General features: G+C 60.6%; 13 protein-coding genes. 5 read left to right on the forward strand and 8 right to left on the reverse strand.

The features are described 5' to 3' along the window. The first annotated feature begins 55 nt into the window (after positions 1 to 55). Positions 56 to 964 (forward strand): helix-turn-helix domain-containing protein, encoded by a 909-nt coding sequence (locus ABLU50_RS05775; RefSeq protein ID WP_004206007.1) that lies wholly within the window; start codon positions 56 to 58, stop codon positions 962 to 964. 26 nt (positions 965 to 990) lie between these two features. Here the strand turns inward: ABLU50_RS05775 and ABLU50_RS05780 are convergent, their stop codons facing one another. The 5 genes from ABLU50_RS05780 to ltnD are packed head-to-tail and all read right to left on the reverse strand — an operon-like array spanning position 991 to position 5,991. Next, entirely contained in the window at positions 991 to 2,355 is a 1,365-nt protein-coding gene (locus ABLU50_RS05780; RefSeq protein ID WP_004206005.1) for a GntP family transporter, read from the reverse strand. A 56-nt stretch (positions 2,356 to 2,411) separates the two neighbouring features. After that, positions 2,412 to 3,194, reverse strand: a complete 783-nt coding sequence (locus ABLU50_RS05785; protein ID WP_017900342.1) for an HPr family phosphocarrier protein — start codon at positions 3,192 to 3,194, stop codon at positions 2,412 to 2,414. A 4-nt stretch (positions 3,195 to 3,198) separates the two neighbouring features. Beyond that, positions 3,199 to 3,819, reverse strand: a complete 621-nt coding sequence (locus ABLU50_RS05790) for an aldolase (protein ID WP_017900343.1) — start codon at positions 3,817 to 3,819, stop codon at positions 3,199 to 3,201. Further along, on the reverse strand, positions 3,812 to 5,077 hold the full coding sequence (gene otnK / locus ABLU50_RS05795; RefSeq protein WP_049003702.1) for a 3-oxo-tetronate kinase: 1,266 nt from the start codon (positions 5,075 to 5,077) through the stop codon (positions 3,812 to 3,814). The genes ABLU50_RS05790 and otnK overlap by 8 nt, the downstream gene beginning before the upstream one ends. Before the next feature lie 11 nt (positions 5,078 to 5,088). Beyond that, positions 5,089 to 5,991: an L-threonate dehydrogenase gene (gene ltnD, locus ABLU50_RS05800; protein ID WP_004205998.1), complete on the reverse strand. Its 903-nt coding sequence runs from the start codon at positions 5,989 to 5,991 to the stop codon at positions 5,089 to 5,091. A 260-nt stretch (positions 5,992 to 6,251) separates the two neighbouring features. Here ltnD and ABLU50_RS05805 point away from each other — a divergent pair, with 260 nt between their 5' ends. Beyond that, a complete protein-coding gene (locus ABLU50_RS05805) occupies positions 6,252 to 7,013 on the forward strand; it encodes a DeoR/GlpR family DNA-binding transcription regulator (protein WP_004205996.1) in 762 nt (253 codons plus the stop codon). Positions 7,014 to 7,033: 20 nt separating this feature from the next. Here the strand turns inward: ABLU50_RS05805 and ABLU50_RS05810 are convergent, their stop codons facing one another. Beyond that, entirely contained in the window at positions 7,034 to 7,894 is an 861-nt protein-coding gene (locus tag ABLU50_RS05810; RefSeq protein WP_087833272.1) for a broad-spectrum class A beta-lactamase OKP-B-21, read from the reverse strand. Positions 7,895 to 8,075: 181 nt separating this feature from the next. On the opposite strand from ABLU50_RS05810, the gene ABLU50_RS05815 reads away from it, so the two are divergent. The 3 genes from ABLU50_RS05815 to ABLU50_RS05825 all read left to right on the forward strand — a co-directional run bounded on the left by ABLU50_RS05815 (position 8,076) and on the right by ABLU50_RS05825 (position 9,626). After that, positions 8,076 to 8,207: a hypothetical protein gene (locus tag ABLU50_RS05815; protein ID WP_023318188.1), complete on the forward strand. Its 132-nt coding sequence runs from the start codon at positions 8,076 to 8,078 to the stop codon at positions 8,205 to 8,207. Beyond that, positions 8,191 to 8,451, forward strand: a complete 261-nt coding sequence (locus ABLU50_RS05820; RefSeq protein WP_004205993.1) for a hypothetical protein — start codon at positions 8,191 to 8,193, stop codon at positions 8,449 to 8,451. The genes ABLU50_RS05815 and ABLU50_RS05820 overlap by 17 nt, the downstream gene beginning before the upstream one ends. Before the next feature lie 86 nt (positions 8,452 to 8,537). Next, positions 8,538 to 9,626: an AAA family ATPase gene (locus ABLU50_RS05825; RefSeq protein ID WP_087833273.1), complete on the forward strand. Its 1,089-nt coding sequence runs from the start codon at positions 8,538 to 8,540 to the stop codon at positions 9,624 to 9,626. Positions 9,627 to 9,656: 30 nt separating this feature from the next. On the opposite strand, the gene ABLU50_RS05830 is transcribed toward ABLU50_RS05825, so the two are convergent. After that, on the reverse strand, positions 9,657 to 10,922 hold the full coding sequence (locus ABLU50_RS05830; protein WP_004205989.1) for an MFS transporter: 1,266 nt from the start codon (positions 10,920 to 10,922) through the stop codon (positions 9,657 to 9,659). A 54-nt stretch (positions 10,923 to 10,976) separates the two neighbouring features. Continuing rightward, positions 10,977 to 14,084, reverse strand: coding sequence for a beta-galactosidase (locus ABLU50_RS05835; protein ID WP_087833274.1), 3,108 nt, complete (start codon positions 14,082 to 14,084; stop codon positions 10,977 to 10,979). Between the last annotated feature and the right edge of the window lie 128 nt (positions 14,085 to 14,212).

Genomic DNA, 14,212 nt, shown 5'->3' on the forward strand with positions numbered 1-14,212 from the left:
AGTATCTGTTGTTAGAATTAGCGGAGGACAAGATTACAGGAAGTATGTAGTGCTTATGAAGCAGAAGCTCTATTTAAAAATGTTGGCGTGGCTGGAGGATAATATCTACTGTAACCCGGCGATCGATGACCTGGCACAGTATATGGGCTATTCGCGTCGGTTTGTGTACGAGGTGTTTTATCAATACGGCCGGTTACCCATCGGGCAGTATATTCGCCTGCGGCGCTTGACCATCGCAGCGGTCAGTCTGCGCTTAACGCGGCAACCGATCGCCGCTATAGCCTGGCAGTTAAGTTACGATTCGCCGCAGACCTTTTCCCGCGAGTTTAAGAAACGGTTCTCGCTTTCGCCACGGGAATACCGATGCGCAGCGCACTGGGATACGGCAAAACTGTTAAAAAAATTCTCCCCTGATGATGAACGTCTGCCATTGGCGCGGATCTGTTCCCTGCCGGAGCGGGTCTATTATGGCTACCCGATGAAGTATGAACTGCGCCTGTCGGATATGGTGCTGCAACGCACCGCCAAGACGGCTATCAGACAAAAGGTTGACCGTTTTTTTACCACCGGAGAAGGCTCGCTTTCCATACTCTCTGATTACGCCGCGGCGCGTCAAAATGAGCTTAACGTCGAGATTAACGCCTTTGTTGGTTGTCATGAGACGCGAAAGCCATCGTCCACGTTGACCGCCCGGTCGGGACTCTATGTCGGAGTTGATTTCTACGGCAGCTGGTCACGCTATGCCCGTTTGTCCAGCGATCTCTATCTGGATCTGCTGCCAACGCTGGGGGTAAGCCGTCGCGACGGGTATGACATAGAATGTTTCATGGCACGCCATACGGAAGGCGGAGATACAGAAGAGAGGTGCTATCACGTACGCTATTTTATACCGGTGACGCTGAAAGCGGCGGCTCAGCAGCCGGGCAGCGATAATGAGTCAGTCCCCGCGAGGGGGACCCAATAAGGTGGCCGGAGCCACCCAAATAAACTTCACAGTAAAAACCACAGCAGCCAGGTAATGAGGAAGCCCGTCACCCCCATGATGGTTGTCAGTACGGTCCATGTTTTGAGTCCGTCCGGCACCGAGAGCCCCAGATAGCGCGTGACCACCCAAAATCCGGCATCGTTGACGTGTGACAATCCGAGTGAGCCGAAGCAGGTCGCCAGCGTCACCAGCACCAGCTGGAGCGGCTCCAGCCCGGCAACCGCCTGTGACAGCAGGCCGGAGGTGGTGAGGATCGCCACGGTGGCCGAGCCCTGCGAGGCCCGAAGCACCAGCGACAGCAGGAAAGCGGCTGGCATCAGCGGCAGATGAATCGTCTCCAGCGCCTCGGCTAAGGCATTGCCGATGCCGGAGGCGACCAGCACCCCGCCAAAGGCGCCGCCGGCGCCGGCGACAAGGATAACGTCCGCCGAGGAGGGGATCGCGCTGCCGGTCACTTCTCCCAGCTTTTTCAGGTTCATACCCCGCCGGATGCCCAGCGTCCAGCTGGCCAGCCCCAGGGAGATCAGCAGGGCGACGGGCGGGGTGCCAATGACGGTCATCAGCTGGCGAATCGCGTTTTCCGGCAGCAGCAAGGCCTGACAGAGCGTTCCGGAAACAATCAGCACGATGGGCACCACGATCAGCCCGCCGATAACCAGCGCATTCGGCGGCGCCAGTCGGGTCTGCTGCGCGTTGACGGAGAGGTCGGGCACCTCGGCCGTTTGCTGCTGTTCCAGCACGTTAATCGACAGATGATAATGGCGCTGATTGATCGACCGTGCGACAAAATAACCCACGATACCCACCACGACCGACACCCCAATCCCCGCCAGCATCAGCCAGCCGACATCGCTATGCAGAATACCTGCCGCGGCCGCCGCGCCAGGGTGGGTTGGCAATGCCACGTGGACGGTTAACATCACTCCGGCCATTGGCAGGCCAAACTTCAACGGCGACATATGAGCGACTTTACTGAAGCCGTAAATTAACGGAATGATGATAATAAAGCCGACTTCAAAGAAGACTGGCGTGCCGAGAATAAAAGCAACGATGGTTAAGGCGGCAATCGTCCGTTTAGAACCCAGCACGCCGGTCAGCGTTTTCGCCAGCGATTCGGCGCCGCCGGATATTTCAATGAGCACCCCCAGCATTGATCCCAAAATAATAATGCTGGCGATATGGCCGAGCAGGCCGCCCATCCCTTTTTCAATGGTGGTAATGATTTTATCCGCCGGAATGCCGGTGGCGAACGCCACCAGCAGGCTGACGATCAGGAGCGCCACAAAAGGATGCGCTTTCGCTTTGATCACCAGCAGGAGCAACAGCACTACGCTGGCTAACGCAATAAGTAACAGCGCCGATGTCGACATAGTTTTGCCTCGGGTATTAACAGGTATACAGAGAGTTATATTTTTAGAACTGCGCTTTATTTTTTCCGGTAGGGCGAAAACCATTCCAGTCCGGAAAGGGTATCCGCCCTGGGGATATATTCGCAGCCGATCCAACCGTCATAGCCCGCTTTATCCAGTAACGCATAGATCCATGAATAATTAATCTCGCCCTCGTCCGGTTCATGGCGGTCGGGCAGGGAGGCTATCTGAATATGGCGGTACTGACCGGCATACTCAGTAATAAGATGGCTTAAATTACCGTCCACTTTCTGCGCATGAAACAGATCTAACTGCACCGCGATGTTTGGCCGGTCGACCCGCTTCGCTATCTCCAGCGTCTGATATTGGCTGTGGTAGAGATAGCCCGGTTTGGTCTGCGGATTCAGGGCTTCAATGAGCACTCGCTTGTCGTGGCGGGCAAAGCACTCGGCGGCGTAGCGCAGGTTATCGACAAGCTCGGCCTCGCAGGCCGCGCGATCCATCCCCGGCGGCACCACGCCGGCCATGATATGCACCTGCGGACAATCCAGCTGGCAGGCATACTCCAGCGCCAGCTCAATATCACGCCGGGCCTCGGCGCTCCTGCCCGGCAGGGCGGCGAGACCCCACTCCCCGGCATTAACGTCGCCGGGCGGGGTATTAAACAGCACCAGCTGCAGCTGGTTTTCCTGCAGGCGCTGTTTAATTTCCCCGGCGGCATACTCATAGGGGAACAGAAACTCCACGGCTTCGAAACCGGCGCGGGCGGCGGCGGCAAAGCGGTCCAGGAACGGCAGCTCGGTAAACAGCATGGATAAATTTGCAGCGAATTTTGGCATGGTTTTATCTCAGTTCATCCACTTCGTCAGCGGTCAGGTAACGGATCTCGCGATTGCCGAGGGTAAACATCAGCCGCGCGGTCTCTTCCAGCTCTTCGGTATTGTTGGTGGCTTCGCGCAGCGATGAGCCGGTGACCACCGGACCATGGTTGGCCAGTAAAAAGGCGTTATAGCGCGGCGCCAGCCCGGCCAGCGCCTCGGCAATGCGGTCGTCACCCGGTCGGTAGTAGGGAACCACCGGGACGTCGCCGACCCGCATCACCACGTAGGGAGTAAAGGGGCGAATACAATTGTGCGGATCGAGCCCCTGCAGGCAGGAGAGCGCGGTCAAATAGTGGCTATGCAAGTGGACGATCGCCTTGCAGGCCGGGTTATGCAAATAGACCGCCCGGTGAAAAGCGACCTCTTTCGACGGTTTGTCACCGGCGAGCCATTCGCCTTGCAGGGTGACCACCGACAACCGCTGCGCCTGCAGCTCGCCCAGGCAGGAGCCGGTCGGCGTCGCCAGCAGGTTGCCGTCCGGCAGCAGCAGCGACAGATTGCCGGCGGAGCCGGTGGCATAACCGCGGTTAAACAACGAGGCGCCAATTTGCACCATCTCATCTCGCAGCTGTTGCTCAGTCATGACAAAACTCCTGCTGGGCACGGGCAAAGAACGAGATATCGCCGAAATTCCCTGACTTCAGCGCCAGGGAGAGCGGCTGGCGGGTGTCACGCACCCAGGGAACTCCAGGGGAGATCGTCGGCCCGATATGGAACGCCTCGACCCCCAGCGTCTGCGCCACGATGCTCGACGTTTCCCCTCCGGCCACAATAAAGCGGGTGAATCCTTTCGCTTTCAGCGCGGCGGCGAGGGCGGCGAACAATTGTTCCACCCTTTCGCTGCTGGCCTTGTCGCCATACTGCGCCTGGATCCGCTGCAGCGTTTGCGGCTCGGTGGTGGCATAGACCATCGGCGCCAGCGGCGCATCGCGGTTTGCGTCCACCCAGGCTGCCAGCGTCCCGACATAGCCTTCGAGATCGGTAAAGCAGGCGCTTAAGTCAACGGCGCGGGCGGGAGCTTGTTCACGATAGGCCGCCACCTGGCTGTTGGTCATCAGCGAACAGGAGCCCGAGAGCACCACCGCCGGGCCGGGCAGCGGCATGCCCGCCAGGGATCCTTCACCCTGGGTTCCGTGGCGCTGCGCCCAGTCGCGGGCGAGGCCGATGGCGAGACCAGAGCCGCCGGAGACCAGCTTCATCTCCCGCAGCGCCGCCCCCTGGGTCAGCAAATGCTGTTCACTAAGGGCATCGAGCACCACATAGCGCACCGCCGGATCGCTGATGGCCGCCAGCGCGGCAGCGACCGCTTCCGGCCCCTGATCGACAATCGGCCAGGCTATCAGCGCCGCTTTACCGCCGCCCTGGCGTTCGATTAAGCGGCCGAGGTGGGCATCCTCCATTGGCGTCACCGGATGGTGGCGCATCCCGGACTCATTGAGCAACTGCTGGCCGACAAACAGATACCCCTGATAGACCGTGCGGCCGTTCACCGGCAGCGCCGGTGATATCACCGTCCGCGTCTCGCCCAGCTCTGCCAGCAGCGCATCCAGTACCGGGCCAATGTTACCCTGCGCGGTGCTGTCGAAAGTGGAACAATACTTAAAATAAAATTGCTGACAGCCCCGGGCTTGCAGCCAGCGCAGGGCCGCCAGGGACTGGCTGACGGCGGTTTCCACCGGGCAGGATCGCGTTTTCAGACTGATCACCACCGCTTCACTGGTCAACGGCAGTTCGTGGGGCGGTACGCCGTTTAGCTGCACGGTCGGCATGCCGTTGCGCACGAGGAAGCTGGCAATATCCGTGGCGCCGGTAAAGTCATCGGCAATGACACCAAGCTGCATCTTGTCTCTCCTCACTGTTTATGGCCCGGCAGGGTAATGCCGTTGAAAATCTTGATCACCGCGCTGTCATCTTCCCGGCCGAATCCGGCGTTGCTGGCGGAGGTGAACATATTCAGCGCGGTGGTCGCGAGCGGCAGCGGGAAGGTCAGCGCCCGGGCGGTGTCATTCACCAGACCGAGATCTTTGACAAAAATATCGACGGCGGATTTTGGCGAGTAATCGCCATCCAGGACGTGCTGCATACGATTCTCAAACATCCACGAATTACCCGCCGCGTGGGTCACCACATCGTACATCGTCTCCAGCGGGATGCCGGCGCGGGCGGCGAGTGCCATCGCTTCGGCGGCGACGGCGATATGCACCCCGGCCAGCAGCTGATGGATGATTTTCACCGTTGAGCCGAGGCCAATGTCGCTCCCAATGCGGTAGACTTTGCCGGCCACCGCATCCAGCACTGGCGCGAGGCGGGCAAAGGCGGCATCGCTCCCGGAGGCCATTACCGTCATGTCGCCGGCGGCCGCTTTCACTGCGCCGCCCGATACCGGCGCGTCGAGCATCAAGAGCTGGTATTCTGCCAGCGCTACGGCTATCGCCTGGGCATCGGCGGCGGCGATGGTTGACGACACCATCACCGCGGTGCCCGGCTTCAGATGGGCGGCGAGGCCGCTCTCGCCGAACAGGATCCCCCGCACCTGGGCGGCATTGACCACCAGCAGTACGACCGCATCCAGCTCAGCGGCGAAAGGCACCGCGCTGGAGCCTGCGCCTTTGGCGCCCGCCTCCAGCAGCGCGCGGCAGTTGTCGGGGTTGATGTCCACCCCCCAGGTGTTCAGGCCCGCCTGCAGGCAGGCGCGAGCGGCGCCCATGCCCATCGAACCCAGTCCAATCACGCAGACGTTAGTGTGTGCAGTCATGACGGTCTCCTTGTGAATATTCGTTAATTAATGTGATTTAATGATAGAGTAAAGCGTTATCATGTGAAATTATGTGAGAGTTATCACGAATAACCCACATCAATATAAAAAATTCACAGGCGGAAAGTGGCTGCACGACGTCGATTCTTGCCCTAAAATAGCGTAAAAACAGCGGTCAAGCGCGATAACAGTACAGGGTATCGTCAGGCTCCCGGCGTGAGTGGTGTGGTCTGGTGTGAAAAAATGGTAAGGGGAGAGCGGTGATTCCAATTGAACGTCATCAGCGTATTTTAGCCCTGGTGGAGCAGCGTGGGGCGGTAAGCATTAATGAGCTGACGGAGATCCTCGGCGTGTCCCATATGACTATCCGTCGGGACGTCAGTAAGCTGGAAGAACAGGGGCTGCTGGTCAGCGTCTCGGGCGGCGTGCGCGCCGTCAGCCGGCTGGCCGCAGAGCCCAGTCATCTGGTGAAAAGCACCCTGCAGAGTGAAGAGAAGCAGGCTATCGGCGCGCTGGCGGCCAGTCTCATTGCCAAAAACAGCTGCATCTATCTTGATGCCGGCACCACCACTCTGGCGCTGGCGCGGGCTATTCTCGACCGGGACGACCTGCAGGTGGTCACCAATGATTTTGAGATAACCCAGCTGCTGATAGATGCCAGCCAGTGCGGGGTGATCCACACCGGCGGCACCCTGTGCCGGGAGAACCGCTCCTGCGTCGGCGAGTCGGCGGCGCGCACCTTGCGCCACCTGGCTATCGATACGGCCTTTATCTCCGCCAGCGGCTGGGACAGCCGCGGAATTTTCACCCCTGATGAGAACAAAGTCACCGTCAAGGAGACCGTCAGCCAGGTCAGCGCCAGAAGTATCCTGCTGTGCGACAGTTCGAAATACAATCAGGTGGCCACGTTTATGGCGTTGCCCTTGACTCGCTTTACCACCATCATTACCGACCGGCATCTCTCCGATGCCGCCGCCGCCCATATCACCCGGCACGCCTGTGAGGTGCTGCGCGCCGGGTAAGGCGCGCGGCCTTCGCCGGGCTAGCGCTGCCAGTGCTCGATCAGCGCCGCGCCTATCCCGGCGATCTGCTCGTTACGTTCGGCCATGGTCGCCGCGGTATCCCGCAGATAGATCACCACGATACGCTCCGCTTTGCCGTCCGGGCCGAGCAGGGCGACAATGCCGCGTGAGCCCCGCTCACCGGCCCCGGTTTTATCGGCGATAAACCAGCCCGCCGGCAGCACGGCGCGGATCAACGGGCCGGCCACCTGGTCGTCCACCATCCACTGCAGCAGCTGCTGCTGCGAACGGGCGCTCAGAGAGGGGGTGGTTAGCAACTTGCGCAGGGTGGTGGCCATGCTGGCCGGGGTGGTGGTGTCGCGCACGTCGCCGGGAAGCGCCTCATTGAGTTCCGTTTCCCAGCGGTCAAGGCGGGTGACGTTGTCACCGATCTGGCGCAGAAAAGCGGTCAATCCCGCGGGGCCGCCGACGCTCTTCAACAGCAGATTGCCGGCGCTGTTGTCGCTCATGGTGATGGCGGCGGCGCAGAGTTCGCCAACGGTCATCCCGTCGGCAAGGTGTTTTTCGCTGACCGGGGAGTAGTCCACCAGATCCTGCTGGCGGTAGTGGATCCGCCGATCCAGCTGTTCGTCGCCGGCATCCACCCGGGCCAGCACAGCGCCGCAGAGCAGCACTTTAAAGGTGCTCATCAGCGGAAAGCGCTCACTGGCGCGCCAGGCGGCCAGCGTGCGGCCGCTGGCCAGATCCATTTCAACATAGCCCACCCGGCCCGCCAGCTGACCTTCGCTGATTTTAATCTGCTCAAGCGGCTGAGGGCTGGCGAATACCGCCAGTGGCAGGGCGGCAATCAGTGAGATAAGGCACAGGCGAACATAACGCATAACCGTAATACTTCCTTGTGTAAGGGCCGATAAAGGCGAGAAAAGGTGTGACGAATAAGAATAACCCGGTATTTTGCTGATTCACAATTCCTCTTTTTTCCTTCATCATTTGTCATCTTTTATTTCGAATAATCAATATTTAGCTCAGCCTAAGCACGCTATTTTTTGACTCAAGGCCGCAATGAACTATAAGAAAGTACTTAAGACCGCACGCTGGCTGGCGCCGCTGATTGCTGACGATACGCCCGCCGCGCTGCGCGGTTTGCCAATGATCTATGCCATCCCGGGAGGAACTGGTGCACCCGATAATTAAGGTCATGCTGGTGGGCGGTAAGGCGGATGGACTGCTGGTCAGCGTCGCCGACGATGCGACCGAGGTCTCGGTGACGCCTGCGCAATACGGTGCGCCGTCCGGGCAACCGCTCAGCTATCGTATCGTAAGTCAAACCATTGACGATGAACGCTATTTCTTTGGCGTCTTTAGTGACGCCCATCAGGATAGCGATAAGCTGACGCGGGTGGCGCTGACCCGCGGAATGAAAAAAATGTTCTGTTGAACCCGGGCGGACTGAGGGGATGCGATAGTATCCATGCCGCGGCTTTGCTACTGTGGCAGCCTTCTCTCTCCGGGCCAGGACGCATCATGATTCAGTACATCCGTATACAAAACTTTCGTTCAGTCAGGGATATCGAACTGGAGCTGGGGCCATTGAACATTGTCTTCGGTCCTAACGGCTGCGGCAAATCCAATATTTACAACGCCATCCATCTGTTGACCGCGGCTGCCGACGGCAGGCTGTCGGGGTTTATCAGCGCAGAGGGCGGACTGGAAAATATGATGTGGTCCGGAGATCGTTCCCCCCTCGATCGCCATCCCCGCCGGCTGCAAATCGCCTGTCGGACGGAGAGCTTTGATTATGAACTGCAGGTAGGTTTCCCGGAAAAATTGCCCTATCCGACGCAGTTCATGCTCGATCCCATCGTCAAAGAAGAGCACATCTGGCTGGCAGGCTACTCCCGTCGGCCTTCCTCCCGCGTACTGCAGCGCAAGAATCAGGCGGCGTTCCTCGTCGATGTCACCGGGGAGAAAAGCACCTTCACCGAGAGTATTTATGAAAACGAGTCGGTGTTCGGTCAGCTTGGCGAGCCGCACCGTTTTCCCGAAGTGTCGCGGGTGCGGGAGACCCTGCGCCGCTGGCGGTTTTACCATGAGTTCGCCATTGGTCGCCACTCGCCGCTGCGCCAGCCGGCCGTGGGGTATCGTTCGCCGGTGCTCGACAGCGATGGCCATAATCTGGCCGCCGCCTTTCAGACCATTGTCGAGATTGGCGCGGAGGAGATGTTGCACGAGATCCTCGCCGACGCCTTTCCCGGCTGCCAGTTTTACTGTGAAAACGAGCACTCGCGTTTCGCCCTGAAAATGCGCCGGGAGGGGATCCGCCGTCCGCTGCTGGCGGCGGAGATGTCCGATGGCACGCTGCGCTTTCTCTGTCTCGCCGTCGCGCTGCTCAGCCCGCGCCCGCCGGCGTTTCTGGCGATCAATGAGCCGGAGAACAGCCTGCATCGCGACATGCTCCCGGCGCTGGCCCGGCTGATAGTCGAGGCCTCCCGCTACAGCCAGATCTGGCTGACCAGCCACTCGGCTGAGCTGGCGGAGCTTATCGCCGCCGGGGCGCCCTGTCAGCGCTATGCGCTGGAGAATAGCGGCGGAGAAACGCGCATTGTGGCGTGACCCCCGTCATCCCTGACGGGAGCGCCGGGATCAGGCGGGGGTCTGCGTCTCCGCTGCTGGCAGCAGGCTTTTGCCGCCGCGTAAGGTGATGAACGAGAGCAGGGTGAAGCTCAGGGTGATGCAGCCGAGGATCAGATAGGCCTGATGGAAGCCGACGGTGTCATACATCCGGCCCACCCAGGCGGAAAGCACCACCCCGGACAGCTGTTTCGACAGGTTAAAACCGATCAGGAACAGGGTGGCCGAGAGCCGCGGGTTAAAGGCGGAGGAGATATATTTAAAGGTCCCGACCAGCAGGAAGGGGATCTCAAACATATGCAGCATCTTGAGGATCACCACCTCTACCGCCGATGAGGCGAACGACGATCCGAGAATGCGCACTGACATGATCATCCCGGCGGTCAGCAGGGCGTTTTTGGCGCCGATGCGGTTAACGATGGCCGGGGCGCAGAACATAATTAGCGCGTTGAGCAGCTCGCCGCCGGTGGTGACGAAGCCAAACACTTCGGTACCGCGCTGCGGACTGGCGAAAAAGCTTTTGAAAAAGTTGGCGAACTGCTGATCAAACACGTCGTAGACGCTGGCGACTCCCACCACATAGACGATAAAGCCCCAGAAACGCGGCATACGTAACAGCTCGGCCGCGGTGCGCAGCGAAAAGGCCTGGCGATTGGCTCCCAGCGCCTCAATAACCTGGGCGCTGTTGCTGCTCTCCGGGCGCGACAGCCAGAGCAGAAGACCTAGCACCAGCGCAAAGCCGGAGGCGATCCAGAAGGTAATATTGGGGTCGATGCCGAACAGCACGCCGGTTATCGAGGCGCACAGCGCCCAGCCGACGCAGCCAGCGACCCGCACTTTGCCATATTCAAAGCGGTTTGCCCGGCTGACGCGCTCGATATAGGCTTCCACGGCCCCGGAGCCGCTGGAGAAAACAATCCCCAGGTAGATCCCGCCCACCAGCGAACCGGCGATAATATTCATCTGCAACAGCGGGGAGAAAACGAAAATAAAGAACGGCGCGAACAGAATTAACAGTACCGTGATGGTCCACAGCAGATGTTTGCGCAGGCCAAGCTTATCCGACATCAGACCAAATACCGGCTGAAAAATAATCGCGAACAGCGAGATGGAGGAGAAGACGATCCCGGTTTCCGTTTTGGTTAAATGGTTAACGTCCGCCAGCCACACCGGAAAAAAAGGAAAATAGGCCGACATAATGAAATAGTAAAAGAAAAAGAACAGCAGGAAATAGACAAAATTATGCCGTTCTCGCGGCGCCAGTTCAGAGAATTTCATCACCATGATCCCTTGTTATTCTGTTTGTAGGGTGGGGGCTGCCGCCCCCACGGATTAAAGGCAACGCAATGAGACCTCGTACTGCCAGCGCGTTTGGGTCAGGAGCCACTGCGGCAGCACGCTTGGGGTCCAGGAGTCATCGCCCCCCACTCCCATATGCAGGCCGTCGAGGGTGATCCACACCCCGTCTTCGGCCTGGATCTTGTGCCAGTGGTCGGTCTCCATTAGCTGACGGGTGCTCCATGGCTGAACGGAGAAGTGGAAATGACCGCTGACGTGCCAGCGTCCCCAGTCCAGCGCCTGGGTATCACAGCGCAGGCCGTTTTCCGTCGGGAAGATGTAGGGCGTGCTCATCGCCGCCAGCGGCTGCTCCCAGCGGGCGAAGCAGGCGCTGCTCCGCCGGTCGGGGTAGTTCTCATGCGGCCCCAGCCCCAGCCAGCTCACCGGCGCCTGCTGATCCGCCACCTGGAAGTGCAGTCCGACCCGCGGCAGCGGCGGCAGCGTTTCCGCGCGCTCGCCGTCCACCGTCAGCCGCACCGTTCCGTCCGCAGTAAAGCGCATGCGCCAGTGGCTGACAATCACCACCTCGTCGCCGCGCAGGTAGTGCCAGCGGCTGTCGACAAGGGTCTCATTCGCCAGGCGCTGGGCATCGCACTGCACGCAGCGCGCCTCCAGGTCGAACAGGCCGGCGCTTTTCCAGCGCTCCACCCAGGCGTTGGGATCGATGCGCTCCACTTCGCTGACCCCGATGTCATTGTCGAGCGGCGCGCGGATAAACTGATCCTGCAGGGGGGTCAGCAGCTGCTCCTGACCGGCAAGCGACCAGCCACTCAGCAAACCGGTCCGCCGATCGACGGTCCAGCACTGCGTGCCGGCGCGGATCTGCCAGGCCTCATCGCTGACGACCAGATCCGGGGCGCCGGCAGGCACCGTGGGCGCCGGCAGCGCCAGCGGGGCGGGCAGGGGAAACTGCTGCCAGGCGACGCGATGGTCCGCCGGGGACCAGTCGGTCGCCCGGGGCTGGACCACCTCCAGCGTCAGCCACACCGCGCGGGCGCCTGGCGGTAGAATCAGGTCATCAAGCAGCGTTATCTCGTCGCTGCCCTCCGGGGGAAGCGCCAGCGTCATATTGCCGTGATACAGGGTTTCACCGGCCGCCTGCACCTGCCAGCGCAGCGCTTCGTTATCGCTCTGGCGGAACAGGTATTCACTGGCGATGCGCACGCGCAGCGGCGAGGTTGACAGCAGGGCGAACTGGAAATACTGCTGGGCGTGCTTCGCCTCGATCAGCGACGGATGCGGCGTGCGATCGGGGAACACCAGGCCGTTCATACAGAACTGGCGATCGTTCGGCTTATCGCCAAAGTCGCCGCCGTAGGCCCAGCCGACGCTGCCGTCGTCAAAGGTTTTGCAGATCGCCTGGTCGGCCCAGTCCCAGATAAACCCGCCCTGCAGCCGCGGATACTCGCGGAAGGCCTGCCAGTAATCGGCGAAGTTGCCGAGACTGTTGCCCATCGCATGGGCGTACTCGCAGAGGATCAGCGGCCGCTGCTCGCCGGGCAGGCTGATCCATTTTTTGATCCCCCACTTCGGTACCGCCGGGATCGGCTGGTCGCGTTCGACGCGGGCGTACATCGGACAGATAATATCGGTAGCGGTGGTATCCGCGCCGCCGCCCTCGTACTGCACCGGACGGCTCGGGTCGTTGCGCTTCAGCCAGTGGTACAGCGCTTCATGGTTGCCGCCGCCGCCAGATTCGTTACCCAGCGACCAGATGATAATGCACGGATGGTTACGGTTGCTCTGTACCATCCGGGTGACGCGGGCGCTGAAGGCTGGCAGCCACGCCGGATCGTCGGACAGCCGATTCATCGGCACCATGCCGTGGGTTTCAATATTGGCTTCATCGACCACGTACAGACCGTAGCGGTTGCACAGCTCATACCAGCGCGGTGCGTTGGGGTAGTGCGAGCAGCGGACGGCGTTAAAGTTGTTCTGTTTCATCAACAGAATGTCCTGCACCATATCTGCCTCGCTGACCACCTGACCGCGCAAATGGTGGTGTTCATGGCGGTTAACGCCGCGGATCAGCAGCGGTTTGCCGTTGAGGCGCAGCAGACCGTCGGCGATCTCGATGCGGCGAAAACCGATATCCCACGCCTCGGCCTCCAGCAGTTCGTCGCCACGCCACAGGGTGACCACGGCGCGATAACAGTTCGGGGTTTCCGCGCTCCAGTGCGCCGGCGCCGCTACCGCCAGGGAGAAATCGACCCGTTCGGCATAGTGGCCGCGCTCATCCACCGCCGGGGTGCCTAACGGCTGACGATGGGCGGCGACAGGCTGCTCGCCGCGCCACAGGCTAACCCCGACGCAGAGCCCGGCAAGCGCCGCCTCTGTCGCTTCGACGGTCGCCTGAACCTGCAGAGCGCCGTCGCGGCAGAGGGCGTCAAGGGTCGGCGTCAGCTGCACGTCGCATAGCCGCTGGTGCGGCTTATTCAGCAGCCACACCGAGCGAAAAATACCGCTCATTCGCCACATATCCTGGTCTTCCAGCCAGCTGCCGGCGCTCCAGCGCATGACCATCACGCACAGGCGGTTGTCGCCCGGGCGCAGGAAGGGGCTGAGATCGAACGCCGCCGGCAGGCGGCTGTCCTGGGAGTAACCGACCCAGGCGCCGTTGCACCACAGATGAAACGCTGAGTTGACGCCGTCGAAAATAATCTGCGTCTGTCCGTCCGTGTGCCAGGCGTCATCGATCGCAACGTGCAGGGAGTAACAGCCGGTTGGGTTATCCTCCGGCACCCGCGGCGGGATGGTGTCGATGGGGTAGCGGACGTTGGTGTAGATCGGCGCGTCATAGCCCTCCATCTGCCAGTTGGAGGGCACGGGCGTCCCGCGGCTGCCTGGCAGGTCCTGCGTCAGCCACTGCGCATCGACGGCAAACGGGCTGCGGGCGTAAGCAAATTGCCACTCGCCGTCCAGCTGACGACGTCGAGGCGAAGGGCGATTATCGCGGGCGGCAAGCTCATCGCGCCAGCTGGCGAACGCAGGATGCGCTGGCAGGCGGTTGAGATGCGTAATGGTCTGGTTCTGCCAGTCTTCGCGGGCGAGGACGGCGTGGAAGTCAGGCGCGTGGCGGCGACTGGTATCGCTTATTGGCATAGTAATCCCCGGTAAGTCAGAAAATGTCGATCGCTAAACAGGATAAAGAACGTTATCGGATAATTTGTTTTGTCCAGCAACGACGGCGGAAATGAAATTAACAGACGATCACGAAAGCGAGGGTAAAG

Origin of the sequence: Klebsiella sp. GG_Kp173 (assembly GCF_040062415.1) — a bacterium.
GTDB classification, from domain to species: Bacteria; Pseudomonadota; Gammaproteobacteria; order Enterobacterales; family Enterobacteriaceae; genus Klebsiella; species Klebsiella quasipneumoniae.

Bases quoted from the DNA above. Each gene is read 5' to 3' on its own strand.
- ABLU50_RS05775 (WP_004206007.1), top strand. From the start codon at position 56: ATGAAGCAGAAGCTCTATTTAAAAATGTTGGCGTGGCTGGAGGATAAT.
- ABLU50_RS05780 (WP_004206005.1), bottom strand. From the start codon at position 2,355: ATGTCGACATCGGCGCTGTTACTTATTGCGTTAGCCAGCGTAGTGCTG.
- ABLU50_RS05785 (WP_017900342.1), bottom strand. From the start codon at position 3,194: ATGCCAAAATTCGCTGCAAATTTATCCATGCTGTTTACCGAGCTGCCG.
- ABLU50_RS05790 (WP_017900343.1), bottom strand. From the start codon at position 3,819: ATGACTGAGCAACAGCTGCGAGATGAGATGGTGCAAATTGGCGCCTCG.
- otnK (WP_049003702.1), bottom strand. From the start codon at position 5,077: ATGCAGCTTGGTGTCATTGCCGATGACTTTACCGGCGCCACGGATATT.
- ltnD (WP_004205998.1), bottom strand. From the start codon at position 5,991: ATGACTGCACACACTAACGTCTGCGTGATTGGACTGGGTTCGATGGGC.
- ABLU50_RS05810 (WP_087833272.1), bottom strand. From the start codon at position 7,894: ATGCGTTATGTTCGCCTGTGCCTTATCTCACTGATTGCCGCCCTGCCA.
- ABLU50_RS05815 (WP_023318188.1), top strand. From the start codon at position 8,076: ATGAACTATAAGAAAGTACTTAAGACCGCACGCTGGCTGGCGCCGCTG.
- ABLU50_RS05825 (WP_087833273.1), top strand. From the start codon at position 8,538: ATGATTCAGTACATCCGTATACAAAACTTTCGTTCAGTCAGGGATATC.
- ABLU50_RS05830 (WP_004205989.1), bottom strand. From the start codon at position 10,922: ATGAAATTCTCTGAACTGGCGCCGCGAGAACGGCATAATTTTGTCTAT.
- ABLU50_RS05835 (WP_087833274.1), bottom strand. From the start codon at position 14,084: ATGCCAATAAGCGATACCAGTCGCCGCCACGCGCCTGACTTCCACGCC.